Source organism: Pseudomonas sp. LjRoot71 (assembly GCF_964253255.1).
GTDB lineage: Bacteria > Pseudomonadota > Gammaproteobacteria > Pseudomonadales > Pseudomonadaceae > Aquipseudomonas.
Window position 1 is genome coordinate 728184 of the sequence record NZ_CAXURA020000001.1, and the last position, 24996, is coordinate 753179.

Annotated in this window: 22 protein-coding genes and 3 tRNA genes; 6 read left to right on the forward strand and 19 right to left on the reverse strand. The window is 60.8% G+C overall.

Annotated features, from left to right (window positions below; translation table 11 throughout):
• The first annotated feature begins 258 nt into the window (after positions 1-258).
• A complete protein-coding gene (locus ACSQ17_RS03435; protein ID WP_233686265.1) occupies positions 259-576 on the forward strand; it encodes an Arc family DNA-binding protein in 318 nt (105 codons plus the stop codon).
• A 171-nt stretch (positions 577-747) separates the two neighbouring features.
• Here ACSQ17_RS03435 and mgtE read toward each other — a convergent pair whose 3' ends face one another.
• Positions 748-2190 (reverse strand): magnesium transporter, encoded by a 1443-nt coding sequence (gene mgtE / locus ACSQ17_RS03440; RefSeq protein WP_436067595.1) that lies wholly within the window; start codon positions 2188-2190, stop codon positions 748-750.
• A 325-nt stretch (positions 2191-2515) separates the two neighbouring features.
• On the opposite strand from mgtE, the gene ACSQ17_RS03445 reads away from it, so the two are divergent.
• Positions 2516-3013, forward strand: coding sequence for a DUF4124 domain-containing protein (locus tag ACSQ17_RS03445; protein WP_436067596.1), 498 nt, complete (start codon positions 2516-2518; stop codon positions 3011-3013).
• Between the two features lie 115 nt (positions 3014-3128).
• Here ACSQ17_RS03445 and ACSQ17_RS03450 read toward each other — a convergent pair.
• The 16 genes from ACSQ17_RS03450 to ACSQ17_RS03525 all read right to left on the reverse strand — a co-directional run bounded on the left by ACSQ17_RS03450 (position 3129) and on the right by ACSQ17_RS03525 (position 19602).
• A tRNA-Arg gene (locus tag ACSQ17_RS03450) sits at positions 3129-3205 on the reverse strand.
• Positions 3206-3273: 68 nt separating this feature from the next.
• Positions 3274-3350: transfer RNA gene (locus ACSQ17_RS03455), tRNA-Arg, on the reverse strand.
• Positions 3351-3456: 106 nt separating this feature from the next.
• A tRNA-Ser gene (locus tag ACSQ17_RS03460) sits at positions 3457-3547 on the reverse strand.
• Between the two features lie 61 nt (positions 3548-3608).
• A complete protein-coding gene (csrA, locus tag ACSQ17_RS03465; RefSeq protein WP_025165378.1) occupies positions 3609-3794 on the reverse strand; it encodes a carbon storage regulator CsrA in 186 nt (61 codons plus the stop codon).
• A gap of 187 nt (positions 3795-3981) precedes the next feature.
• A complete protein-coding gene (locus tag ACSQ17_RS03470) occupies positions 3982-5220 on the reverse strand; it encodes an aspartate kinase (protein WP_436067597.1) in 1239 nt (412 codons plus the stop codon).
• 113 nt (positions 5221-5333) lie between these two features.
• Positions 5334-7958: an alanine--tRNA ligase gene (alaS, locus tag ACSQ17_RS03475; RefSeq protein ID WP_436067598.1), complete on the reverse strand. Its 2625-nt coding sequence runs from the start codon at positions 7956-7958 to the stop codon at positions 5334-5336.
• A 121-nt stretch (positions 7959-8079) separates the two neighbouring features.
• Positions 8080-9084 carry a low-specificity L-threonine aldolase gene (gene ltaE, locus ACSQ17_RS03480; protein ID WP_436067599.1) on the reverse strand — a complete coding sequence of 335 codons (1005 nt, stop codon included), beginning with the start codon at positions 9082-9084 and terminating at the stop codon, positions 8080-8082.
• Positions 9085-9323: 239 nt separating this feature from the next.
• Positions 9324-10334, reverse strand: coding sequence for a succinylglutamate desuccinylase (gene astE, locus ACSQ17_RS03485; protein WP_436067600.1), 1011 nt, complete (start codon positions 10332-10334; stop codon positions 9324-9326).
• A 10-nt stretch (positions 10335-10344) separates the two neighbouring features.
• Positions 10345-10632 (reverse strand): topoisomerase II, encoded by a 288-nt coding sequence (locus tag ACSQ17_RS03490; protein WP_090382908.1) that lies wholly within the window; start codon positions 10630-10632, stop codon positions 10345-10347.
• Between the two features lie 16 nt (positions 10633-10648).
• Entirely contained in the window at positions 10649-12013 is a 1365-nt protein-coding gene (astB, locus tag ACSQ17_RS03495) for an N-succinylarginine dihydrolase (protein WP_436067601.1), read from the reverse strand.
• Complete coding sequence (gene astD, locus ACSQ17_RS03500; protein WP_436067602.1) at positions 12010-13473, reverse strand: succinylglutamate-semialdehyde dehydrogenase; 1464 nt, start codon at positions 13471-13473, stop codon at positions 12010-12012. Before astD ends, astB begins: the two co-directional genes overlap by 4 nt.
• A gap of 75 nt (positions 13474-13548) precedes the next feature.
• Positions 13549-14565, reverse strand: a complete 1017-nt coding sequence (astA, locus tag ACSQ17_RS03505; protein WP_436067603.1) for an arginine N-succinyltransferase — start codon at positions 14563-14565, stop codon at positions 13549-13551.
• A gap of 11 nt (positions 14566-14576) precedes the next feature.
• Positions 14577-15593, reverse strand: coding sequence for an arginine/ornithine succinyltransferase subunit alpha (aruF, locus tag ACSQ17_RS03510; protein ID WP_233686275.1), 1017 nt, complete (start codon positions 15591-15593; stop codon positions 14577-14579).
• Positions 15594-15768: 175 nt separating this feature from the next.
• Complete coding sequence (locus ACSQ17_RS03515; RefSeq protein ID WP_436067604.1) at positions 15769-16989, reverse strand: aspartate aminotransferase family protein; 1221 nt, start codon at positions 16987-16989, stop codon at positions 15769-15771.
• A 266-nt stretch (positions 16990-17255) separates the two neighbouring features.
• The gene (locus ACSQ17_RS03520) at positions 17256-18461 is read right to left on the reverse strand and encodes a patatin-like phospholipase family protein (RefSeq protein ID WP_436067605.1); all 1206 of its coding nucleotides are present in this window, start codon (positions 18459-18461) and stop codon (positions 17256-17258) included.
• A gap of 214 nt (positions 18462-18675) precedes the next feature.
• The gene (locus ACSQ17_RS03525) at positions 18676-19602 is read right to left on the reverse strand and encodes a lipid A biosynthesis lauroyl acyltransferase (RefSeq protein WP_436067606.1); all 927 of its coding nucleotides are present in this window, start codon (positions 19600-19602) and stop codon (positions 18676-18678) included.
• Between the two features lie 158 nt (positions 19603-19760).
• Here ACSQ17_RS03525 and minC point away from each other — a divergent pair, with 158 nt between their 5' ends.
• From minC to ACSQ17_RS03545, 4 genes are all read left to right on the forward strand, one after another.
• Positions 19761-20486 (forward strand): septum site-determining protein MinC, encoded by a 726-nt coding sequence (minC, locus tag ACSQ17_RS03530; protein WP_436067607.1) that lies wholly within the window; start codon positions 19761-19763, stop codon positions 20484-20486.
• 92 nt (positions 20487-20578) lie between these two features.
• Complete coding sequence (minD, locus tag ACSQ17_RS03535) at positions 20579-21394, forward strand: septum site-determining protein MinD (RefSeq protein WP_090251774.1); 816 nt, start codon at positions 20579-20581, stop codon at positions 21392-21394.
• The gene (gene minE / locus ACSQ17_RS03540; RefSeq protein ID WP_025165363.1) at positions 21391-21645 is read left to right on the forward strand and encodes a cell division topological specificity factor MinE; all 255 of its coding nucleotides are present in this window, start codon (positions 21391-21393) and stop codon (positions 21643-21645) included. The genes minD and minE overlap by 4 nt, the downstream gene beginning before the upstream one ends.
• 168 nt (positions 21646-21813) lie before the next feature.
• Positions 21814-22449, forward strand: a complete 636-nt coding sequence (locus tag ACSQ17_RS03545; RefSeq protein WP_436067608.1) for an RluA family pseudouridine synthase — start codon at positions 21814-21816, stop codon at positions 22447-22449.
• A gap of 124 nt (positions 22450-22573) precedes the next feature.
• Here ACSQ17_RS03545 and ACSQ17_RS03550 read toward each other — a convergent pair whose 3' ends face one another.
• Together ACSQ17_RS03550 and ACSQ17_RS03555 are read right to left on the reverse strand one after the other, a co-directional pair.
• On the reverse strand, positions 22574-24175 hold the full coding sequence (locus ACSQ17_RS03550) for an ATP-binding protein (protein ID WP_436067609.1): 1602 nt from the start codon (positions 24173-24175) through the stop codon (positions 22574-22576).
• Between the two features lie 19 nt (positions 24176-24194).
• Positions 24195-24920: a winged helix-turn-helix domain-containing protein gene (locus tag ACSQ17_RS03555; RefSeq protein ID WP_257778768.1), complete on the reverse strand. Its 726-nt coding sequence runs from the start codon at positions 24918-24920 to the stop codon at positions 24195-24197.
• Between the last annotated feature and the right edge of the window lie 76 nt (positions 24921-24996).

Below are 24996 nucleotides of genomic sequence, written 5' to 3' on the forward strand. Positions count from 1 at the left end.
ATGCAGGGTCGGTTTTCCCTGCTTTTTGCACAGCACAGCGCATTTCTGATGATCGGTGCTGGCATAACGCCTTTATTCAACGCAAAATTCGGCACGTAATTGACGTCAATTTAACGACCTTGCGACTAGTGGGTCACAAGGTATCTAAGCGGCTTTCTGGCTGAACGGTTAGTGCTAAAGATGGTCAAACCGGTGACAATCCTATAGCCCATTGCCAGTATCGCTTTCCTGAACTAACCGGTTTAATGTACGCGCCCTATGAAACAAGCACTCTATTCCAGCCGTACCGCTGACAAATTCGTAGTTCGTCTGCCTGACGGCATGCGCGAACGCATTGCGGATGTCGCACGCAACCATCACCGCAGCATGAACTCGGAGATCATTGCTCGCCTTGAGCAAAGCATGCTCCAGGAAAGCGCCCTGAGTGATGACCTCAACATGCGCCTGGACAGCCCCGAGCTGTCACTGCATGAGCGTGAACTGCTGCAGCGCTTCCGCCAGCTGTCGCGTCGCCAGCAAAATGCCCTGGTGGCATTGATTGCTCACGACGCCGAAATGGCCGCCGAAGAAGCCTGATCGTTCAGCACCACAAGAAAGCCGGCTTATGTCGGTTTTTTTGCTGCCAATAAAAAACCGCCTCAGTGGCGGTTTTTTTATGCCCCGCCATCCCTGGCGGGCACCTTCTGGCCGTCGCTACGCGACGTTAAAAATGGCTCCTGGCCATTTTTATTGGCAGCCAATTAGCGGCTAAAGCAGGAACAGGCTCGCCAAGCCCAGGAAGATAAAGAAGCCGCCACTGTCGGTAACCGCCGTGATCATCACACTGGCGCCCATGGCCGGGTCTCGCCCCATACGCACCAGCGTCATCGGGATCAGCACCCCCATCAATGCCGCCAACAACAGGTTTAGAGTCATCGCGGCGGTCATCACCACACCCAGCGACCAGCTGTCATACAACAAAAAGGCAACAACACCGATCACCCCCCCCCAGATAAGGCCGTTGACCAAGCCCACACCTAATTCCTTGCGAATCAGCCGTCCGGTGTTGCCGGTGCTGACCTGATCCAGCGCCATGGCGCGCACGATCATGGTGATGGTCTGGTTGCCCGAGTTACCGCCAATCCCGGCCACAATCGGCATCAAGGCCGCCAGGGCCACCAGCTTCTCGATCGATCCCTCGAACAGACCGATCACCCGCGACGCCATAAAGGCCGTCACCAGGTTGATCGCCAGCCAGGCCCAGCGGTTGCGCAGGGATTTCCACACCGAGGCGAAGATGTCTTCTTCCTCGCGCAGACCCGCCATGTTGAGGACTTCGCTTTCGCTCTCTTCACGAATCAGGTCGACCATTTCATCGATGGTCAGACGGCCGATCAGCTTGCCGTTCTTATCCACCACCGGAGAGGAAATCAGGTCATAGCGTTCGAAAGCCTGCGCCGCGTCATAAGCATCCTCATCCGGATGGAAACTAACCGGGTCGGTGGCCATGACCTCACTGACCAGCTTCTCCGGGTCATTGACCAGCAGGCGCTTGACCGGCAGCACACCCTTGAGCACCCCGTCGTAATCGACCACAAAGAGCTTGTCGGTGTGCCCCGGCAGCTCCTTCAGGCGGCGTAGATAGCGCAATACCACTTCCAGACTGACATCTTCGCGGATGGTAACCATCTCGAAGTCCATCAGCGCACCAACCTGCTCATCCTCATAGGACAAGGCTGAGCGCACACGCTCACGCTGCTGGGCGTCGAGGGTTTCCATCAGCTCATGCACGACGTCGCGCGGCAGCTCGGAGGCCAGGTCAGCCAGCTCGTCAGCGTCCATCTCCTTGGCCGCCGCGAGAATCTCATGGTCATCCATGTCCGCGAGCAGGGTTTCGCGCACCGCATCGGACACTTCGAGAAGGATGTCGCCGTCGCGCTCGACCTTGACCAACTGCCAGACGGTCAGGCGATCGCCGAGCGGCAAGGCTTCGAGGATATGGGCAACGTCAGCGGAGTGCAGCTCATCGAGCTTGCGCTGCAATTCGGCAAGGTTTTGCCGATGCACCAGGTTTTCCACCCGGTCGTGGTGCAAGCCTTCCTGACGGTGGGTCAGGTCTTCCACCACTTTGTGGCGATGCAACAGTTCGACCACCTGAGCCAGGCGATCCTGCAGGCTTTCCTGCGGTTTTTTTGCTTCTACTTCAGTCATGGCGCGCTCCATCCCCAGCGACGGCGCACGCCACAGGGGATCAATCAGGTCTTACACGATTGTGCGATAAGCGATTTGAGTAACTACTGGGTAAGTCCATGGTGGTTTTCCACAAGCCCCGGCGGGGCTGACGCGGCGAATGATACCACCGCCAAGACGCTTTGCATGTGACAAAAACAATCCTAGAACAAGCGCTTGCAAGCAAAACTTGAGTGCGCGCTTACATATCTTTAGCTGCGACGAGCCACACACTGCACAAGACACGGCTGGCGATCACAAAGGTATCGACTACCCTTCTGAGCTGAACCGTCATGGAGGACGTACGATGCTAGGACTGCGCTACGCAGCTTGCTGCGCCATTCTGCTTTGCCCACTGAGCACACTCGGCTCAACCGTGTACCGCTGCGAAGACACCAAGGGGCATGTCACCTTCACCCGCCAGGGCTGCCCTGATAGCCACCAGCAAAGCCTGCAACAGGCTTACAACCCCACACCCGGCAGCGGCAAGCCAGTGCCACTGGCCAAACCACATAAAAGCAGCCGCAGCAGCAAGAAGGCCGATAAGCAGGAACTGACTGTGGTTGGCGTCAAACAGGATGACTGCGGCAACCAGCTGAGCAGCAGTGAACGCCGCGCTGCGATCATCAAACAACAGGTGCGCACTGGCATGAACCGCGCAGACGTGGAAAGCAGCCTGGGCAGACCCGACAAGGTCAGCGAACACAACGGCCAGACGCGCTACGTCTATCAAGGCAAGAAAGGCAACAAGCGCAATGTCAGCTTCGATGAGGCCGGCTGCGTCAAAGGCAAAGCAAAACGCTGAGCCTGCAAGGCACCTGAGTGAAAACGCACCTAAAGCACATCACGCAATACGGCAGCCCGACCAGCAAAATCTAGGCAATAAAAAAGGGCCTGCATTACTGCAGGCCCTTCTTGTATGGCGGACTCAGGAGGATTCGAACCTCCGACCGCTCGGTTCGTAGCCGAGTACTCTATCCAGCTGAGCTATGAGTCCAGTTTGCGTTTTTTATACCAGATCACCACTGGTTGCCCGAATCACCTGCTGTGCAGATGTTTCGTATATGGCGGACTCAGGAGGATTCGAACCTCCGACCGCTCGGTTCGTAGCCGAGTACTCTATCCAGCTGAGCTATGAGTCCGTAGAGCGTGCGCATTATAAGGAGTCGATTTTCATAATCAAGCATTAAATCGAATAGTTTCAATAACTTATCGCTTTAACGCAGCACCACCTTACAACACTAAATATGGCGGAGAAGGGGGGATTCGAACCCCCGACACCCTTTTGAGGTGTACTCCCTTAGCAGGGGAGCGCCTTCGGCCACTCGGCCACCTCTCCGCAACACGGGGCGCATGATAACCATGTTTTCCCCGTTTGCAAAGCCAAAATTTCAATAAAATTAGTGGCTTGGTTCTTCGCCTTTCTCTTTCTGGATGCGCTGGTAAATTTCTTCGCGGTGCACGGCAACCTCTTTCGGCGCGTTAACGCCAATGCGCACCTGATTACCTTTAACGCCCAACACGGTGACAGTGACTTCGTCACCCACCATCAGGGTCTCTCCGACCCGGCGAGTCAGAATCAGCATTCCTTTCTCCTTACGGATATCAGTTCAGGACAACAGCAGTCTGCAAAAAAGAAAATGGTGGCAGCCCCGAACATCTCAAGCAGAGCCTTCACCCAAGTATTGACCAGTGTGAGCAGAAAGAAAGTTCCCGCTCATGCCAACCAAAAAGACAAAAGGCGCGGATAAACCGCGCCTTTCGGATAATGCCTCAGTCGCCCTGACGGGCCGGGGCATCCAGTTCAAAAGCAGTGTGCAGGGCGCGCACTGCCAACTCCAGATATTTCTCTTCGATCACCACGGAGACTTTGATTTCCGAGGTCGAGATCATCTGAATATTGATATTTTCCTTGGCCAGCGCTTCGAACATACGGCTGGCGACCCCGGCGTGAGAACGCATGCCAACGCCAACGATGGACACTTTGGCAATCTTGGTGTCGCCAATCACTTCGCGCGCACCCAACTCACGGGCGGTGTTTTCCAGCACCTGCTGCGCCGCACTGTAGTCATTGCGGTGCACGGTGAAGGTGAAATCGGTGGTGTTATCGTGTGCAACGTTCTGCACGATCATGTCCACTTCGATATTCGCGGCACTGATCGGGCCGAGGATTTTGAACGCCACGCCCGGGATGTCCGGTACGCCACGGATAGTCAGCTTGGCTTCGTCGCGGTTGAAAGCGATGCCGGAGATGATCGGCTGTTCCATGGATTCCTCTTCATCAAGGGTAATGAGGGTGCCCGGCCCCTCTTGGAAGCTGTGCAACACGCGCAGCGGGACGTTGTACTTGCCGGCGAATTCCACCGAACGAATCTGTAGCACCTTGGAGCCGAGGCTGGCCATTTCCAGCATCTCTTCGAAGGTGATCTTTTCCAGACGCTGAGCCTGCGGCACCACACGCGGGTCGGTGGTGTAAACACCATCAACATCGGTGTAGATCTGGCACTCATCGGCCTTCAGCGCAGCGGCCAGCGCCACACCGGTGGTGTCAGAGCCGCCCCGACCGAGGGTGGTGATGTTGCCGTGCTCATCGACACCCTGGAAACCGGCGACCACCACCACGCGACCGGCCTTGAGGTCGGTACGCAGCTTCTGATCATCGATCTGCAGGATACGCGCCTTGTTGTGCGCGCTGTCCGTCAGGATGCGCACCTGATTGCCGGTGTAAGACACTGCCGGCACGCCGATCTTGATCAGCGCCATGGCCAGCAGGGCAATCGTCACCTGCTCACCAGTCGAGACCATCACGTCAAGTTCACGCGGTACCGGCTGACCATCACTGACCTGTTTGGCCAGATCGATCAGGCGATTGGTTTCACCGCTCATGGCGGAAACCACAACCACAATGTCATCGCCGTTTTCGCGGAATTTCTTCACCTTCGCAGCCACCTGTTGAATACGCTCAACAGTGCCGACGGAGGTGCCGCCAAATTTCTGTACGATCAAAGCCATTTCAAAGCCGCCTCAGCCCGTGAAGGGCGCCCATTAAACAGATAACTCAAAACCCTGCCAAGGCCCGCCGGGCGTATACCGGACCTTGGTCTTTGCAGACAGCAACCTGATCTTTACAGACCCTGTTCGACAAAAGTGACGGCCAACGTCAGCGCGCCATCCAGCGCAGCTGCGTCAACACCACCACCTTGCGCCATGTCCGGACGACCGCCGCCCTTGCCGCCGACAGCCGCAGCCGCCTGCTTCATCAGCTCACCGGCCTTCAACTTGGCGGTCAGATCCTGAGTCACGCCGGCTACCAGCACGACTTTGTCGTCCTGCACGCCGCCGAGCAGGATGACTGCACTGCCCAATTTGTTCTTCAACTGATCAACCATGGCCAACAACGCTTTGCCGTCCAGGCCATCGAGACGCGCAGTCAGCACCTTGATGCCTTTGACGTCGACGGCCGAACCGGCCAGGTCATTGCCCGCCGCGCTGGCGGCCTTGGCCTTGAGCTGCTCCAGCTCTTTCTCCAGCTGACGGTTGCGCTCCAGCACACCGGCCAATTTGTCCAACAGGTTGTCGCGACTGCCTTTGACCAGCGCCGCAGCTTCTTTCAGTTGCTCTTCCGCGCCATTCAGGTAGGCAAACGCGGCTGCACCGGTGACCGCTTCGATTCGACGCACGCCAGCCGCCACACCGCCTTCGCTGATGATCTTGAACAGGCCAATGTCACCTGTACGCTTGACGTGAGTACCGCCACACAGCTCAACGGAGAAATCGCCGCCCATGCTCAACACACGCACCTGATCGCCGTACTTTTCACCGAACAGCGCCATGGCACCTTTGGCCTTGGCGGTTTCGATGTCGGTTTCCAGGGTTTCGACTTCTGTGTTGCCACGCACTTCGCGGTTGACGATGGCTTCCAGCTCTTTCAGTTGAGCCGAGGTAATCGCCTCGAAGTGGCTGAAGTCAAAGCGCAGGCGCTGGCTGTCGACCAGCGAACCCTTCTGTGTCACGTGTTCGCCTAACACCTGACGCAGTGCAGCGTGCAGCAAGTGAGTTGCAGAATGGTTGAGCGCCGTAGCCTGACGCACACTGGCGTCGACTTCAGCCTTGACCGAGGTGCCGACACTCAGACCGCCCTTGACTGCAACACCGTGGTGCAGGAATGCGCCGCCAGCTTTGGTTGTATCGCGCACATCAAAACGCACGCCTGCGCCTTCAAGGAAGCCGCAGTCACCAACCTGGCCACCGGATTCGGCGTAAAAAGGCGTCTGATCGAGGACCACTACGCCCTCCTCGCCTTCACTCAGACTATCCACCGCTTGACCGGCTTTGAACAACGCAATGATCTTGCCGCTACCGCTGGTGCCCTGGTAGCCAAGGAACGCAGTGTCACTGTCGACTTTAACCAGGCTGTTGTAGTCCATGCCGAAGGAGCTGGCGGAACGCGCGCGCTCACGCTGCGCCTGCATTTCGCGCTCGAAACCTTCTTCATCCAGGGTCAGCTCGCGCTCACGGGCGATATCGCCGGTGAGATCCATCGGGAAGCCGTAGGTGTCATACAGTTTGAAGATCACATCACCCGGAATCACGCTGCCTTTCAGCTCGGCCAGATCCTGTTCAAGGATTTTCAGGCCCTGCTCCAGGGTCTTGGCGAACTGCTCCTCTTCGGTTTTCAGCACGCGCTCGATATGCGCCTGCTGCTGTTTCAGCTCTGGGAAAGCTTCGCCCATCTCAGCCACCAGCGCGGCAACGATCTGGTAGAAGAAGCTGCCCTTGGCGCCCAGCTTGTTACCATGGCGGCACGCGCGGCGGATGATGCGGCGCAGCACGTAGCCGCGACCTTCGTTGGACGGCGTCACGCCATCAGCGACCAGGAAGCCGCACGAGCGGATATGGTCAGCCACCACTTTCAGCGAAGCCTGGGCCTCGTTGGCACAACCGATGGCCTTGGCCGCTGCATTGAGCAGGCTCTGGAACAGGTCGATCTCGTAGTTCGAGTTGACGTGCTGCAGCACGGCACTGATGCGCTCCAGCCCCATGCCGGTGTCCACGCTCGGCGCCGGCAGCGGATGCAGTACACCATCCGCGGTGCGGTTGAACTGCATAAACACGTTGTTCCAGATTTCGATATAGCGGTCGCCATCCTCTTCCGGGCTGCCGGGTGGCCCGCCCCAGATGTGCTCGCCGTGATCGAAGAAAATCTCGGTGCACGGGCCGCACGGGCCGGTGTCGCCCATGGTCCAGAAGTTGTCGGACGCGTACGGCGCGCCTTTGTTGTCGCCGATGCGGATCATGCGCTCGGCCGGAACGCCGATTTCCTTGTTCCAGATATCAAAGGCTTCATCGTCTGTGGCATAGACGGTGACCCAGAGTTTTTCCTTGGGCAGGTTCAGCCAGTTTTCACCGGTGAGGAATTCCCAGGCGAAGTGAATGGCATCGCGCTTGAAATAGTCGCCAAAGCTGAAGTTGCCGAGCATTTCGAAGAAGGTGTGGTGACGTGCGGTATAACCGACGTTTTCCAGGTCGTTGTGCTTGCCGCCGGCACGCACGCACTTCTGGCTGGTGGCGGCGCGGGTGTAGGCGCGCTTTTCCAGGCCGAGGAAGCAATCCTTGAACTGGTTCATCCCCGCGTTGGTGAACAGCAGGGTCGGGTCATTACCCGGAATCAGGGAGCTGGAGGCGACACGGGTGTGTCCCTTCTGTTCGAAGAAGCTGAGGAAGGCTTCACGGATTTCTGCGCTTTTCATAGGAATCTTCCAAAAACCAGCGGCCACGACAAAGCCGGCAAAGGGCCGCATTATATCGGGCCTGCGCTAGGGGGCTAGTGCCTTTATTGATAGAGAGCGACTATTCATCGCTCCAAGACAATCAATTCCGACGAAATTCGGCGAAGGTCGCCACCACCTGATCGATATCCGCAGGGGAGATATCCAGGTGAGTGACCATGCGCAGCCGCGGCGCTGCGGTGAGTTTGATCCCGCGCTCGGCGCAGAAGGCTTTCAGCGCGCCGGCCTGCTCGCCCACCTGGGCATAGACCATATTGGTCTGCACCGGCTCCACGGTATAACCCAACTCGCGCAGGCCAGCCGCCAGACGTTCTGCATTGGCATGATCCTCGGCCAGACGCTGCACCTGATGCTGCAGCGCATACAAGCCCGCCGCCGCGAGCATACCGGCCTGGCGCATACCGCCGCCGACCATCTTGCGCAGACGCCGCGCTCTGCCGATCAGCTCGACTGAGCCGCACAACACCGAGCCAATCGGGGCACCGAGGCCCTTGGACAGGCACACCGACACCGAATCGAAGTACTGCGTAATATCCCGCGCCGGCACGCCCAACTTGACCGCCGCGTTATACAGCCGCGCACCATCCAGATGCAGGGCCAAACCGCGTCGTGTGCACAGTTCACGTGCCGCTTGCAGATACGCCTGCGGCAACACCTTGCCCTGCATGGTGTTTTCCAGCGCCAGCAGGCGGGTGCGTGCAAAGTGGAAGTCATCCTGCTTGATCGCGGCTTCTACCTTGGCCAAATCCAGCGAGCCATCGGCTTCGCCATCGATCGGCTGCGGCTGGATCGAACCGAGCACGGCCGCACCGCCGCCTTCGTATTTATAGGTATGCGCTTGCTGACCAACGATATATTCGTCGCCACGCGCGCAATGGGCCATCAGCCCGAGCAGGTTGCTCATGGTGCCCGTGGGCACAAACAGCGCCGCCGCAAACCCCAGCTCAGCCGCCAGATACTGCTCCAGACGGTTCACCGTAGGGTCTTCGCCATACACGTCATCGCCCAGTTCGGCGGCTTGCATGGCCTCACGCATACCAGGGGTCGGCTGGGTGACGGTGTCGCTGCGCAGGTCGATCACGGCCATGGCGGGCAGTCCTTAGATGGGGCTAAAGATCGATGCTAAAGCGCACCACTTAGGCGAACAAGGTACAGATCGAGCGATAAAGCGCAGGACAGATTGTGCCAATAAATCGCTCTACGATCTCGCGAGCTAGAGCCATGTAAGGCGAAAGCAGGCGAGGAAGCGGAGTGTACTGTTGTACATGAGCATTCCGAGCCTGCTTTCAACGCAGCAGGGCCGACGCGCAGCAGATCGTAACTAGCTCAGGCTAGTTGCACGCCTTCGGCGGGAACTATCAGGATACCGGCACGCAGGCCGTTCTTGACCTTGGGATTAGGGAAGATAATCCGCGCACCCGGCTCATCCACCACCCAGCGGGTGTCGGCCAGATCCTCGGCCAGCAGGTAGCCAAGCGGCAGTTCGCTGAAGTTCTCGATATCGGTCGGCAGGTGCAGCTTGAAGGCGTCGCTGTGCTTGATCACTTCGCGGGCCACGGCAAACAGTTTGAGCTCGCCTAGATCATCAGTGGCACCTTTAGGCTCGCGGCCTTCGATCAGCGCCTGCAGATGCTGTTCAAGCAGATCAAGGTTAACCAGTTCGTTCTGCCCGAACGGTCGCGCCTTACCCAACTCCAGGGTGAAGGCTTCTGCACCCAACTGGGTGTAGGTGTAGGCGCTGAAGGTGATCGAGCTTTTGTTGTGCAGCAGCACCGCTTCAATCCCGGCAGCACTCAGGCGCGCCAGTTCACGCTGGCTGCGCGGGCGACCTTCCTGAAACGGGTAGAGAGCGAACTGCTCAATCTTCGACCCGCGAATTGCGGTGTGCAGATCGTAATGCAGACGGGTGCGTTCCGGCTTGCTGAAAAAGGTGGCGGCTAGGTGTTCCAGGTCGCAGGCTCGCAGCGCTTCGGCACCGGTGTGCTGATCGTGACGGCCGTTGAACAGGCGATTGATGTCCTGCTCGATATAGCGCTCGCCGCTGCGCATGGCGGCGGGGTTACCGAACAAAAAGAGAATCCGCGCACGGGGCTTCAACTGACTGCGGGCAATGCCTTGCAGCAGACGGTCGAGCAGTTCAATCGGTGCGGTTTCATTACCGTGGATGCCGGCAGAGAGCAGCAGATCCAGGCCATTGTCGCTGGCCACGGGCGGCGTTATTTCCAGCGCACCTTCGGCCAGCCAACGCAAACGCGTGCCCTCGGGCGTCAGCTGAATCTTCGCTGCCGGCTCATGGCCGGCGAGGGTCAGTTCAAGCAGTTTGCCGAGGGCAAGCATGGGCGTTTCCTCAATCGTGATTGCAGTCAGGGCCGTGCACGTGATCGTCGTCTTCGTCAAGGCCGGCGGCTTCCATTTCCAGCTCCAGGCTGACCAGGTTGGTGGCCAACGGACGCAGCAGCAGGTTGGCGTATTCGGTGTCGCCCTCCTCCACGTCCACGCCAATCATCAGCTGGCCATTACCAACCTGCTGAATCCAGATTTCCTTGCCCTGCCAGACCACGGCAAACCGCGTGCAGGAGGTTTCCAGCTGGGTGCCATCGGTGTCTTCGAGGATCAGTTGCAGGGCGTCAGACATGGTAATAAGTACTCAATCAAGCTAATTGGAATGGATAAACCGCGCCCAGTTTAAGGATCTGCGTCAGTTCGTCCAAGGCCGTGCGGCATTCATTGAGCAATTGTGGGTCAGCCAGGTCGTTTTCGCTCAGGCGATCACGGTAGTGCTTGTCGACCCAGACATGGAGAGTGTCGTGCAGGGTCGGGGTCATGATCACACCCTGGTTGACCGCCGCCAGCTCATGCTCCTTGAGCGCCACGCGCAGACGCAGGCAGGCAGGGCCACCGCCGTTCTGCATGCTCTGCTTGAGGTCGAAGACCTTGACCTCGCGGATCGGCCCATTACCGCTGGTCAGTTGCTCCAAGTAGCGCCAGACATTGGCGTTGTTACGGCACTCTTCCGGCACGATCAGCAGCATGCCGCCATCCGCGCGAGTCAACAGCTGGCTGTTGAACAGGTAGGACTTGACCGCATCCTCCACCGTCACCGCATCACGCGGCACACACACGGCCTGGAAGTTGCCGCCACGGCGGGCGAGCTTGTCGCTCAACTCAGCCAGTACCTTGTCGGTGTCGAGGAAGGCGTCCTGGTGATAGAACAGCACCTCGCCATTGCCTACCGCGATCACGTCGTTGTGAAACACACCCTGATCGATCACCGCAGGCGTTTGCTGGGCGTAGACCACGCCGTCATCGCTCAGGCCGTGCAGTCGGGCCACCGCCTGCGAGGCTTCCAGGGTCTGCCGCGCCGGGTAGCGCTGCGGCGCCGGGAAGCGGCTGTCGAAGGCGCTGCGGCCGAATACGAAGAACTCCACGCCAGCATCGCCGTAGCCTTTGCAGAAGCGCGTGTGGTTGGCCGCGCCTTCGTCACCAAACTGACCGACGGCCGGCAACGCGGCGTGGTGAGCGAAGTGCTGCTCATTGGCGAACATCGCGCCCAGTACCCTGCTGGTAGTCGGGTGCTCAATCGAGCGGTGGAATTTGCAGTTGAGGTTGGCGGCGGTGAAATGCACGCGGCCATCCGCCGTATCCGCACTCGGGCTGACGGTACAGGCGTTGGCTGTCCACATGCTCGACGCCGAACAGCTTGCGACCAGCAGTGGCATGGCGTCTTTCGCCGCCTTCTGGATCACCTGCGCGTCGCTGCCGGTAAAACCCAGGCTGCGCAGCACGGCGACATTGGGGCGCTCCTGCGGGGCCAATACGCCCTGCTTGAAGCCCATTTCCATCAGGGCCTTCATCTTGGCCAGGCCCTGCTTGGCCGCTTCTTTCGGGCTGGACGCAGCCTGACTGTTGCTCTGCGAGGCGACGTTGCCGTAAGACAGCCCGCCATAGTTGTGCGTTGGCCCGACCAGACCGTCGAAATTCACTTCAAATGCAGACGCTTTGGATACTTGGCTCACAGGCTAACTCCGGGGGTCAGGGTGGCAGGCAGGCTCAGGCTGTCGGATTCCAGCGAAGCCACCGGGTAGGCGCAGTAATCGGCCGCGTAATAGGCGCTGGCGCGGTGGTTACCCGAGGCACCCACGCCGCCAAACGGAGCAGTACTGGCGGCACCAGTCAGCTGCTTGTTCCAATTGACGATGCCGGCGCGGCTGTGCAGCCAGAACTGCTCGTAGCGCGCCTTGGAATCAGACAACAGGCCAGCGGCCAGGCCGTATTGGGTGTTGTTGGCCTCGGCAATGGCCGACTCGAAATCGGCGTAGCGAATCACCTGCAGCAACGGGCCGAAGAACTCTTCATCCGGACGATTGGCGACTTCAGTCACATCAATGATGCCCGGGGTAAGCAAGGCGGCGCCCTGCAGCGGCTGAGTCATTTCCAGCAGTGGTTTGGCGCCCTGAGCCAGCAGGTGCTGCTGCGCCTTGATCAGGTGCTGCGCGGCCTCCAGGGAAATCACCGACCCCATAAAGGGCGCAGGCTGGGCGTCGAAGCAGCCGACCTTGATGCTGGCGGCAACTTCCACCAGGCGTTCCAGCAGGCTGTCACCCCAGGCGCCTTGCGGCACCAGCAGGCGACGGGCACAGGTGCAACGCTGGCCAGCGGAAATAAAGGCCGACTGAATAATGGTGTACACCGCCGCATTGAGGTCAGCGACCTGATCCACCAGCAGCGGATTGTTGCCGCCCATTTCCAGGGCGAGGATCTTGTCCGGACGGCCGGCAAACTGGCTGTGCAGCAGATTGCCGGTGCGGCTGGAGCCGGTGAAGAACAGCCCGTCGATACCCTCATGCGCGGCCAGCGCCACGCCAGTTTCGCGCGCACCCTGCACCAGGTTGAGCACGCCCGCCGGCAAACCGGCTTCAATCCAGCATTTGACCGTCAGGTCGGCAACTTTCGGGGTCAGCTCACTGGGCTTGAACACCACGCAGTTACCGGCCAGCAGCGCCGGCACGATATGCCCGTTGGGCAGGTGACCGGGGAAATTGTACGGGCCAAACACCGCCACCACGCCATGCGGTTTATGCCGCAGTACAGCGGTAGCATCAGCCAGCGGGCCGCTCTTCTCACCGGTGCGCTCGCGGTAGCTCTGAATCGAGATGGCAACCTTGTTGACCATGCTGGTGACTTCGGTGGCGGTTTCCCACAGCGGCTTGCCGGTTTCTTCACCGATGCAGTGGCCCAGGGCTTCGGCATGGGCTTTCAGGCTGGCAGCAAACTGTTCGAGCACGGCAATACGCTCATCCAGCGAACGCGCCGCCCAGGCTGGGAATACCGCACGAGCAGCCTGCACGGCGGCGTCCACCTGCTCCGGCGTGGCCGCGCGGCCATGCCAGATAGCTTCCTGGCTGACCGGGTTGAGTGATTCCAGGGCCTCGCCCTGGCCCGCGAGCCAGGCACCGGCAATGTAATGAGTGCTCATTTTGTTTTATCACTCCCAGCAAGGTGTAGACCCGGCCTGCACCGGATCGGCAAATAGAGACAGCGGCACCCGGGTTTAGCCGCGAGCGGAAACCGCAACCGCACGCACCTGATCGCCCGCCGACAGCTGCAGGCGCTTGGCAGTCGGCGCATCCACCACCAGGGTGCCGGCGGCCAGACGCGCTGGCGCGGCAGTAATCCGGCAGTCTTCGCGCTTGCGGTTATGGATCAGAAACTGCGGGGCATCGTCGCCCGGCGTGCCGATGGCCAGCACCAGCACCTGGCTGTCCTGCACGGCGCGAATCTTCGCGGTTTCGGCCTCGATGGCCGGGCCGGCGTCGAAGATGTCGACATAGCCCTGGTAGCTGAAACCCTCGCCCTTGAGCATGGCCAGCGCCGGCTCGGTGTCCGGGTGGACGCGGCCGATGATGTTGCGCGCGTCTTCCGAGAGGAAGCAGGTGTAGAGCGGAAACTTGGGCATCAACTCGGCGATAAAGGCCTTGTTGCCCACGCCGGTGAGGTAGTCGGCCTGGCAGAATTCCATCTTGAAGAAGTGCCGACCCAGGCTTTCCCAGAACGGTGAGCGGCCCTGCTCATCGGACATGCCGCGCATCTCGGCAATCACCTTGTCGCCGAACAGCTCGCGGAATTCGGCGATAAACAGAAAGCGCGCCTTGGACAACAGTCGGCCATTCAGGCCGCTGCGCTGGTCGCTACGCAGAAACAGCGAGCACAGCTCGGAGTTGCCGGTCAGGTCGTTAGCCAGAAACAGGGTGGGAATCTGCCGGTGAATATTCAGTTCCTGCGAGGCGCTGACGGTCAAACCAACCCGGTAGTTGTACCAGGGCTCGCGCAAGCCAACGGCACCGGCGACAGCGGAGATGCCGACCACTTCGCCGTTGTCGTCTTCGAGCACGAACAGGTAGTCGGCATCGGCCCGGCTGGCCTCGCCACGGAAAGCTTTCTCGGCCCAGCCCACGCGGTGCGCCAGGCGCTCCTCGTTGGCCGGCAAGGTGGTCAGCCCTGCGCCGGTGCTGCGCGCCAGTTGAAACAGAGCCGGCAGATCGGTGCTGCGGACGGGACGAACGATCATGCGCTAACTCCTTAAACCGCAACCAGGCGTACGCTGACGCCTTCGCCGACACCCAGGGCTTCGGCGGCCGCAACACTCAGGGTGACCGGCTTACCCGGTACCCAATCCAGCTCCGCGACAATCGCGCGGAAATCCTGCAGCTGACCATTACAGACCAGATACGGCCGCCCGCCTTTGCCAGGCTCGCCAATGCGCACCGGCACCACACGGCTCTGGGCAATCGAGCGAATGCCTGAAGTGCGTGCATGCAGGGTCGGACCACCGTCGAAGATGTCGATGTAATGATCGGTCTCGAAGCCTTCACGCATGAGGATGTCGAAGCTGATCTGCGCCCGTGGATGCACCTGGCCCATGGCTTCCTGTGCCTCATCCGGCAGCAGCGGCACGTAGATCGGGTAATGCGGCATGAGTTCAGCCAGGAAGGTGCGGCTCTTCAACCCACACAGGCGTTCGGCCTCGGTGTAGTTCATGTCGAAGAAGTTGCGCCCCACGGCGTCCCAGAACGGCGAATCACCGGCCTCGTCGCTATAACCGACGATCTCCACCACCACCGCATCGGCAAAACGTTCCGGGTGATTGGCGAGAAACAGCAGACGACCGCGGGAATTGAGCTCCGACCAGGCGGTGTTCACCAACGGCCGCTCGACATAGAAGCTGGTCAGCAGGCTGTTGCCGGTGAGATCGTGGCACAGCGAGAGCACGTGGATCTTGTTGTGTATCTTCAACTCACGGGAGTTGTGCACGAAGGTTTCGTTGCGGAAGCTGTAGAACGGCTCGGAGTAGCCGGCCGAGGCGACGATGCCGGAGCAGCCGACCAGGCGGCCGCTCTCGCTGTCTTCCAGAACGAAGAAGTAGCTTTCTTCACCGTTGAAACTGACTTCGGCGGCAAACGAGGCCTCCGAGGCGGCGATCTTTTCGCCCAGACGATCAGCGTCGTCCGGCAGTGAAGTCACACCAACCGGGCTGTCCGCGGCGAGACGCTGCACTTCAGTGAGGTCGGCCATTTGCGCGGGGCGCATCACCAGCATGGTGTCACTCCTTTTGATAAAAGCTCCAAGCTGCCCAACACGGGCGGCTCAGAGAAAACCGCAACACAGGTTGCGGCACACACAGAGACGGGCTTCCTTGCTGTTCACTCAACCCATCCATGGGTCGAGCAGGCGCAGCCTGATCCATCGCGTTAACGGCGGATCAGGCCGGCAGTCAGGCTTGGGTCAGTTTGGCCACCGCACGCTCGAAACGCGCCAGACCTTCATCGATATCAGCGTCGTCCACCACCAGACTCGGGGCGAAACGCACCACATCCGGGCTGGCCTGCAGCACCATCACACCTTCCACGGCAGCGGCATCGAGAATCGCCTTGGCCTTGCCCTTCCAGGCATCGGACAGCACCGCACCGATCAGCAGACCAAGACCGCGGACTTCGCTGAACACGCCGTACTGCTGGCCGATCTGCTCCAGCTTGCTCTTGAAGCGCTGATGCTTGGCTTTGACGCCCTCCAGCACCTCTGGGGTGTTGATGATGTCGATCACCGCCTCGCCCACCGCACAGGCCAGCGGGTTGCCGCCGTAGGTGGTGCCATGGGTGCCGACGGCCAGGTGCTTGGCCAGCTCGTTGGTGGTGAGCATTGCACCAATCGGGAAACCACCGCCCAGGCTCTTGGCGCTGGAGAGGATGTCCGGGGTCACGCCGTAATGCTGATAGGCGAACAGCGCACCTGTACGGCCCATGCCACTCTGCACTTCGTCGAACACCAGCAGCGCGTTGTGCTTGTCGCACAGTTCGCGGGCCGCTTGCAGGTAGGCCAGGTCGGCCGGCAGTACGCCGCCTTCACCCTGAATCGGCTCCAGCACCACGGCGCAGGTCTTGTCCGATACGGCGGCTTTCAGCGCGTCGATATCGTTATAGGGAATATGGCTGATGCCCTGAATTTTCGGGCCGAAACCGTCGGAATACTTCGGCTGACCGCCGACGCTGACGGTAAACAGGGTGCGACCGTGGAAACTGTTGGTCGCAGCGATGATCTCGCACTTGTCTTCGCCGTACTTATCAAACGCCACGCGACGGGCCAGCTTGAAGGCGGCCTCGTTGGCTTCAGCGCCGGAGTTGCAGAAGAACACGCGCTCGGCAAAGGTGGCATCCACCAGCTTCTTGGCCAGGCGCAGCGCCGGCTCGTTGGTAAACACGTTGGAGACGTGCCAGAGGTTGCCCGCCTGCTCGGTGAGTGCCTTGACCAGCGCCGGGTGAGCGTGGCCCAGCACGTTGACGGCAATGCCACCGGCAAAGTCGATCAGCTCGCGACCGCTCTGATCCCATACGCGCGAACCGGCGCCACGTACTGGAATAAAGGCTGCGGGTGCATAGTTGGGCACCATCACCTGGTCGAAATCGGCGCGTTGCACCGGGTCGTGCTGAACGGACATCTGAGCTCTCCTGACGAGGAACACCTGCATTCAATAGCAGGCGATGTGAAGGATTGTAGGGACTGATCCGGGGCCGGCATTGCCGCCATGCGACAACTTCTTATAGCGCCAACCCGAGGAAATCCGCTGCTTTCGCAAATGCGACAGAAAGCATCGGGAAGGCGCAGTTTAAATGCAGCCACCCGCCTTGGCGCGGTTTTCTCAGCCACGCGGAAAAGGAATTTGGCCGCACAGGCGGCCGGAATCAAACAAGAGTGATGACCTGGCTAGGCGGTTACCGGAATTACCGCCGGTACCGGCGGGCTGTCCAGGCTAAGGAATTCGATCAAGCGGGCTTTCTGCGCCATGGCGTCCTGATAACCCAGCTCGATCAGCTCATTGCAATAACCCGGCTCGAACAGCAGGTAACTTAGCACTCCGGCACCGCTGGCCTTGGTTGCCCCAGGGCCGCGCAGGAACAGACGCAGGGCTTTGGGCAACTCGTGACGGTGACGCGCGGCGATCAGGTCCAGCGGCTGACTCGGTGAAATCACCAGCACATCCACCGGCTTGAGCCCAAGGCCCCGCGGGTGTTTCTCTGCGGGAATCAGCCGACCCATCTGGTTCAGCCGCTCCAGCAATTCGATATCGCTTTCCAGGCTGTCGATAAAGGTGCTGTTGAGCATATGCCCGCTGATCTGCGCCAGGCTCGGCGGCCGGCTCTGCTGCGGCCGCACCACTGGCACCTGCGCCTGTGGGCCGGAAGCAGGATTGCCACTGACCCCCACCACCAGCACACGGCTGGCGCCCAGGTGCAGCGCCGGGCTGATCGGCGCGGACTGGCGCACTGCACCGTCACCGAAGTATTCGCGGTTGATCTTCACTGGCGGAAAAATCAGCGGAATCGAGGCACTGGCCAGCAAATGCTCAAGCGCCAGACGGGTCGGCACCCCGACACGGCGATGACGGAACCAGGGGTCGATGGCCGCGCGACCTTGATAGAAGGTCACCGCCTGACCGGTTTCGTAACCGAAGGCCGTCACCGCCACGGCGCGCAGCTGACGATGGCGCACGGCGGCGGCAATTCCGCTGAAATCCAGCTCGCGACCGAGCAACTCGGCCAGTGGCGAACTGTCGAGCAGCGCCACCGGCACTTGGCCGCCCAATCCCAGCAGGCTGTGACCGATAAAGCGACTGGCCTGGCGCAGCACCCCCGGCCAATCGCTGCGGTACACCTGATGGGTATGAAAGCCCTGCCAAACACTGGTCAGCCGGCGCACCGCTTCGGTGAAATGCAGCGCCCCACAGGCCAGGCCCACGGCATTGATGGCGCCGGCCGAGGTGCCCACGATAACCGGGAAAGGATTGTGCGATGCATCAGGTAGCAGGTCGGCAATCGCCGCCAGCACCCCCACCTGATAGGCCGCCCGTGCGCCACCGCCGGAGAGAATCAGCCCGGTAACCGGCTGACTGGTTGAAGCGGTGAGCGGCATAGGCTGTTTCCTGTTGTTTTTCAGCCAGTATAGGAGCCCGCCAGGCACACACGAAACAGGCAGCGCCAAGAAACCTCACCTCAGCGCAATAACCCGCCAATTGGATGGCGCACCTAAGAACCTGTTCACGATCTCGCGAGCTAGAGCGATACAAGGCAAAAAAAAGCGAGGAAGCGGAGTTTACGAACTGTAAATGAGCATTCCGAGCTTGTTTTTAACGTTTCTTCTTATAGAGCTTCGACTCACCCTCGGGGCGCGTCTTGAAGCGCCGGTGCGCCCACAGGTATTGCTCAGGACATTGGCTGATCGCCTGCTCGATCCACTGATTGACCCGCAGGCAGTCGGCCTCTTCGCTGTCGGTGGGAAAGTCCGCCAGCGGCGGATGAATCACCAAGCGATAGCCCTGGCCATCGGGCAAACGTTGCTGAGTAAAAGGGATCACCTGAGCGCGGCCCATACGGGCGAACTTGCTGGTGGCGGTGACCGTGGCCGCTGGGACACCGAACAGCGGCACAAACACGCTGCGCTGGGCGCCGTAATCCTGATCCGGCGCATACCAGACCACACCACCCGCGCGCAGCAGCTTGAGCATGCCACGCACGTCATCACGGCCAATCACCCCAAGCAAACGCTGCTCGCGGCCGCGACGCTGCACATAGTCAAACAGCGGATTCTTGTGCGGGCGGTACATGCCATACATGTTCTGCGCCATGCCGAGCAGCCCGCCACCCATTTCCAGGGTGGTGAAATGCAGCGCCATAAGGATCACGCCCTGCCCGTCGGCTTCGGCCTGGCGCAGATGCTCCAGGCCCTCGATGGTACCCAGGCGACGCAGGCGCTCGGCGGGCCACCACCAGGCAATCGCCATCTCAAAGAAGGTGATACCGGTGGAGGCGAAGTTTTCCTTTAACAGCGCCTCGCGCTCGGCGTCGGGCATCTGCGGGAAGCACAGCTCCAAGTTGCGTGCGGCGATCTTGCGCCGCGAACTGGCCAGGCGGTACATCACCCCACCCAAGCCGCGCCCCAGCTGCAGCAACACCTTATAAGGCAGCTGGGCGATCAGCCACAGCAGGCCCAGGCCCAGCCACAACAGCCAGAAACGGGGATGCAGAAAATAAGCGCGAAATACTGGGCGATCCATAACGCAGGTCCGAGGCACGCAATAAAGCGCGGCATTCTATCAGGAGTTTGTTCGCTGCCTGGTTTCACGGCGCGCAACTTGCGAGCACGCGGCGTTCTCGCTATAAGTCCGGCTTACTTTTCCTCCCGCGCCTAGATAAAGGCCGTATCAGGCAGACCATGAGCCAAGCCGACCTCCTCGAGCAAGACCCCGTATTCCAGCTTAAAGGCAGCATGCTGGCCATCACCGTGATGGAGCTGGCGCACAACGACCTCGCCCGCCTCGACCAGCAGCTCAGCGAAAAAGTCGCTCAGGCCCCCGCCTTTTTCAGCAACACCCCGCTGGTGCTGGCCCTGGACAAGCTGCCGGAAGGCGAAGGCGTGCTCGATCTGGCCGAGCTGATGGCGGTCTGCCGCAAGCACGGCTTGCGCACCCTGGCAATCCGCGCCAACCGCGAGGCCGATATCAGCGCCGCTGAAGCGCTGGATCTGCCCGTACTGCCACCCTCCGGTGCGCGTGAACGCTTGATCGACCTGGCCCCGCCAAAGCCGGAAAAACCCGCCGAACCCGAATTCAAGCCGAGCAAGATCATCACCAGCCCAATACGCGGCGGCCAGCAGGTGTACGCCCAGGGCGGCGACCTGATCGTCCTGGCCCCGGTCAGCGCCGGTGCGGAACTTCTCGCCGATGGCAACATCCATGTGTACGCCCCGATGCGTGGCCGAGCACTGGCCGGCGTCAAAGGCAATCTCAAGGCGCGGATTTTCTGCCAGCAGATGGGCGCTGAACTGCTGTCCATTGCCGGCCAGTACAAGGTGGCCGAAGACCTGCGCCGCGACCCGCTATGGGGCGAAGCGGTGCACGTCAGCCTGTCGGGTGACGTGTTGAACATCACCCGCCTTTAACGGATACTGCCGCCACTTTTCAAACAGGGCAGCCGGACGCCTGGAACAGGCCACGGAACCTGCGTTTTCTCTACATTTTGGGGTGAATCACCTTGGCCAAGATCCTCGTTGTTACGTCCGGCAAAGGTGGCGTTGGTAAAACCACCACCAGCGCTGCCATCGGTACCGGCCTTGCCCTGCGCGGCCACAAGACTGTCATCGTCGACTTCGACGTTGGCCTGCGTAACCTTGACCTGATCATGGGCTGCGAACGCCGCGTGGTGTACGACTTCGTTAACGTGGTTAACGGCGAAGCGACCCTCACCCAGGCCCTGATCAAAGACAAGCGCCTGGAAAATCTCTACGTGCTGGCTGCCAGCCAGACACGTGACAAGGACGCCCTGACTCAGGAAGGCGTTGAAAAAATCATCAACGAGCTGCGCGAAAACTTCGAATACGTGGTCTGCGACTCGCCGGCCGGTATCGAAAAAGGCGCGCACCTGGCCATGTACTTCGCCGATGAAGCGATTGTCGTGACCAACCCGGAAGTCTCCTCGGTACGTGACTCCGACCGCATGCTCGGCCTGCTGGCGAGCAAATCGCGCCGCGCCGAGAAAGGCGAAGAGCCAATCAAGGAACACCTGCTGCTGACTCGCTACAACCCTGAGCGCGTAGTCAAAGGCGAAATGCTGGGCGTGGAAGACGTCGAAGAAATCCTCGCCATCCGCCTGCTCGGCGTGATCCCCGAGTCGCAAGCCGTACTCAAGGCCTCGAACCAGGGCGTGCCGGTGATCCTCGACGACCAGAGCGATGCAGGCCAGGCCTACAGCGACGCGGTTGACCGTCTGCTGGGCAAGGAAGTGGCACACCGATTCCTCGATGTGCAGAAGAAGGGATTCATGCAACGCCTGTTTGGAGGTCGTGAATGAACATTTTTGACTTCTTTCGTGAGCGCAAGAAAGAAACCACCGCGTCCATTGCGAAAGAGCGTCTGCAAATCATCGTCGCCCACGAGCGCGGCCAGCGCAGCCAGCCGGACTACCTGCCGGCCCTGCAACAGGAACTGGTCGAGGTGATCCGCAAGTACGTGAATATCGACTCGGACCAAGTACAGGTTGCACTGGAAAACCAGGGCAGCTGTTCCATTCTGGAACTTAACATCACGCTCCCCGACCGCTAAACGCGGCTAGCGCAGCAGAGCCTGTACAAATGGCGGCCTTAGTGGCCGCCATTTTATTCAGGCACCAATCGCGGTCGACGTGGGAGGGGCTTTAGCCGCGACAGATTTACCCAAGAGCCGTCGCGGCTAAAGCCCCTCCCACCCTCAATCACCAACCAGCCAGTTGCCATGCCCCTCAGCCAAATAGAAATTCTCCACCAGGACGCCGCCCTGCTGGTGATCAACAAGCCCACCCTGCTGCTCTCGGTGCCTGGCCGTGCCGAGGACAACCGTGATTGCCTGGTCACCCGCCTGCAGGAAAACGGCTACCCGGAAGCGCGCATCGTTCATCGCCTGGACTGGGAAACCTCGGGGATCATCGTGCTGGCCCGCGACGCCGACAGCCACCGCGAGCTGTCGCGGCAGTTCCACGACCGCGAAACCGAAAAAGCCTACACCGCCCTGTGCTGGGGCCAACCCGAGCTGGACAGCGGCAGCATCGACCTGCCGCTGCGCTACGACCCGCCGACCAAGCCGCGTCACGTGGTCGACCACGAACAAGGCAAACACGCCCTGACCTACTGGAAAGTGCTGGAACGCCACGCCGAGCATTGCCGCGTCGAGCTGACGCCTATCACCGGTCGTTCGCACCAGTTGCGCGTGCACATGCTGTCGATTGGTCATCCGCTGCTCGGCGACGGCCTGTATGCCCACGAACAAGCGCTGACCGCCTACCCGCGCCTGTGCCTGCACGCCAGCATGCTCAGCCTGACCCACCCGCAAACGGGCGAGCGGATGCGCTTTGAGTGCCCTGCTCCGTTTTAAGCGCCACGGCTATTTAAGTAGGGTGCGCCATGCGCACCGGCCAGTAACCCGTGGTGCGTACAGCGCCCCCTACACCTGCAGTCGTTCGAGACTGATGCCCTCCCCGAATTACATCAGGGCACGCTCAGCCCTGCTTACGCGGCCAGATCAGGGTAAAGCATGCCCCGCCGAGGCTTACGCTGCGGCTGATCTGCGCGCGCCCGCCATGCCAGTAAGTGATGCGGCGCACGATGGACAGGCCCAAGCCATGCCCGCCGGAGGCGCGGGTGCGGCTGTCGTCCAGGCGCAGGAAGGGGGTGAAGATATGCTCCCAAGCCTCTTCCGGCACGCCGGGGCCGTCATCTTCGACATCCAGTCGGCAGCGCTGCTGGCCGACCTGATAGCTGACCCGCACCCGTGATTCGGCGTGACGCATGGCATTGCTCACCAGGTTCTGCAGGGCACGGTGCAGGTAGCGCAGTTCAGCTTCAACCAGCGCCCCACTGCCATCCAGCGCATCACGTGACGGGCCGTGTTCGACGCGCACGCTGGCGCGCAGCGGTGCCAGTTCGGTAATCACCTGATCGATCAGTTCATCCAGATCGACCTGCTGGAAGTTCAGCGCCGGCGCGCCCTGTTCCAGGCGCGCGTAGGTCAGCATCTCGTCAACCAGCTTGTCGAGGTCCTGGATATCGCTGTCCATGCCCTCCATATATTTACGCCGCGCGGCTTCGGTTTCCGCATCACCGATCATTTCCAGGCCGAAGCGCAAACGCGCCACCGGCGTGCGCAGTTCATGGGACACCGCACGAACCATCTCGCGCTGAATGCTCAAGGAGCGCTGCAAGTGCTCGGCCATGGCGTTGAAGGCAGCCGCCAGACGCCCCACCGAATCACTGCCTCTGGTCGGCACGCGGGCATCCAGACGGCCACTGGCGATGCGTGTGGCGGCGCCCTCCAAATCACTCAGGCGCTGCTCCAGCGGCCGCACCAGCAGGTAGACCATCAAGCCGATCAGGCTCAGGCCCAGCGCACCAATCAGCACCAGCCACTGCGCCGGATAGGGATTCATCTGGTACAGCGGGCCGATTTCCAGCACCCAGGGCGTGTCGACGATGCCGGAGAACACATGGATGCTGTCGCCACCACGACCCAGGGCCATCACCGTGTCGCCTTCATCGACCCGGCGACGCTGATCGGGGTCGAGGTCAGCCTGATCGAGGCGCACCAGGCGCAGGTCGAAGCCGAACTGCTTGTCCTGTTTCAGCGCTGCCAGCCGGCGCGGCTGTTCATCCCAGGGGTAGCGCACCAGCTCATCGATCAGCAGAAAGCTGGTGGCACGTGCCAACTGCTCGCTGACCTGCTGCACATCCGCCACCAGCAACAGCGGCTGCTGCGCCAACTGACTGTAAATGCGCGCTTCATGCGGCCCGGTCTGCTGCACCAGCACCTGCCCACGGCGCAGGCTGTTGCGCACACCACTGTCCAGGCTAGCCTCATCCAACGCCTCGATGCGCAACGGAATCCCGAGCAACCGTCCCCATACCGTCACCGCGCGCCGCCGCTCGATCTCCACCATCGGCGCGAGGTTGTCGGCCATCAGGCGGAACGTGCCCTGCGCCAGGCGCTCGCGGTACTGATCCACGCGCACTTCGTTGAGCAACTGCAAGGCGCCGACGCCAAGCAGCGCCACCAACACCAGCACCGCCAGCATGCCGCCATAGATGCGCAGAAAGATCGAGTTCATCAGCCGGCCACAACGCAGTTCATGCCATGGCCTCGGCGGCTTCAGCGACAAACAGATAGCCCTTGCTGCGCACGGTCTTGATCAGCCGTGGGTGCATCGGGTCGTCGCCGATCTTCGGGCGGATGCGCGAAATGCGTACGTCGATTGAGCGGTCCTGGCCGTCGTACTCGATACCACGCAGGGCGTTGAAGATTTCTTCGCGCGAGAGAATCCGCCCGGCATTGGAGGTCAGCAGCCACAGCAGGTCGAATTCGGCACTGGTCAGCTCAATGCTCTGCTCGCCCAGCCAGGCCTCACGCATGGCGCTGTCGATCACCAGCTGGCCGAATTGCAGACGGCGCCGCTCGCTGGGGGCCTGCGCCTCGCTGCTGCCTTCATGGCGCCGCAGCAGCGCACGGATACGCGCCAGCAGCACGCGCGGGCGCACCGGTTTGCACACGTAGTCATCGGCGCCCATCTCCAGGCCCAACACCTGGTCCATGTCATCCGTACGCGCGGTGAGCATCAGAATCGGCCCGTCGTACTGCCCACGCACTTTGCGGCAGATCGACAGACCGTCTTCGCCGGGCAGCATCAGGTCGAGAATCACCAGATCCGGCTGCTCCTGCAGAATCCGTGCAGCCGCCAGTGCGCCATCCATCTCGATGGACACATTCAGGCCATTGCCCTGCAGGTACTCACGGGTCAGCTCGGCCAGACGCTGGTCGTCCTCGACAATAAGAATGTGCCACGACTGCTGCTCCACAACGGACTCCCAGACAAGACCAAAACGGTCGGCATTGTAGCAATGCACCGGGCAGTGCACAGCGCATGCCAAAAAC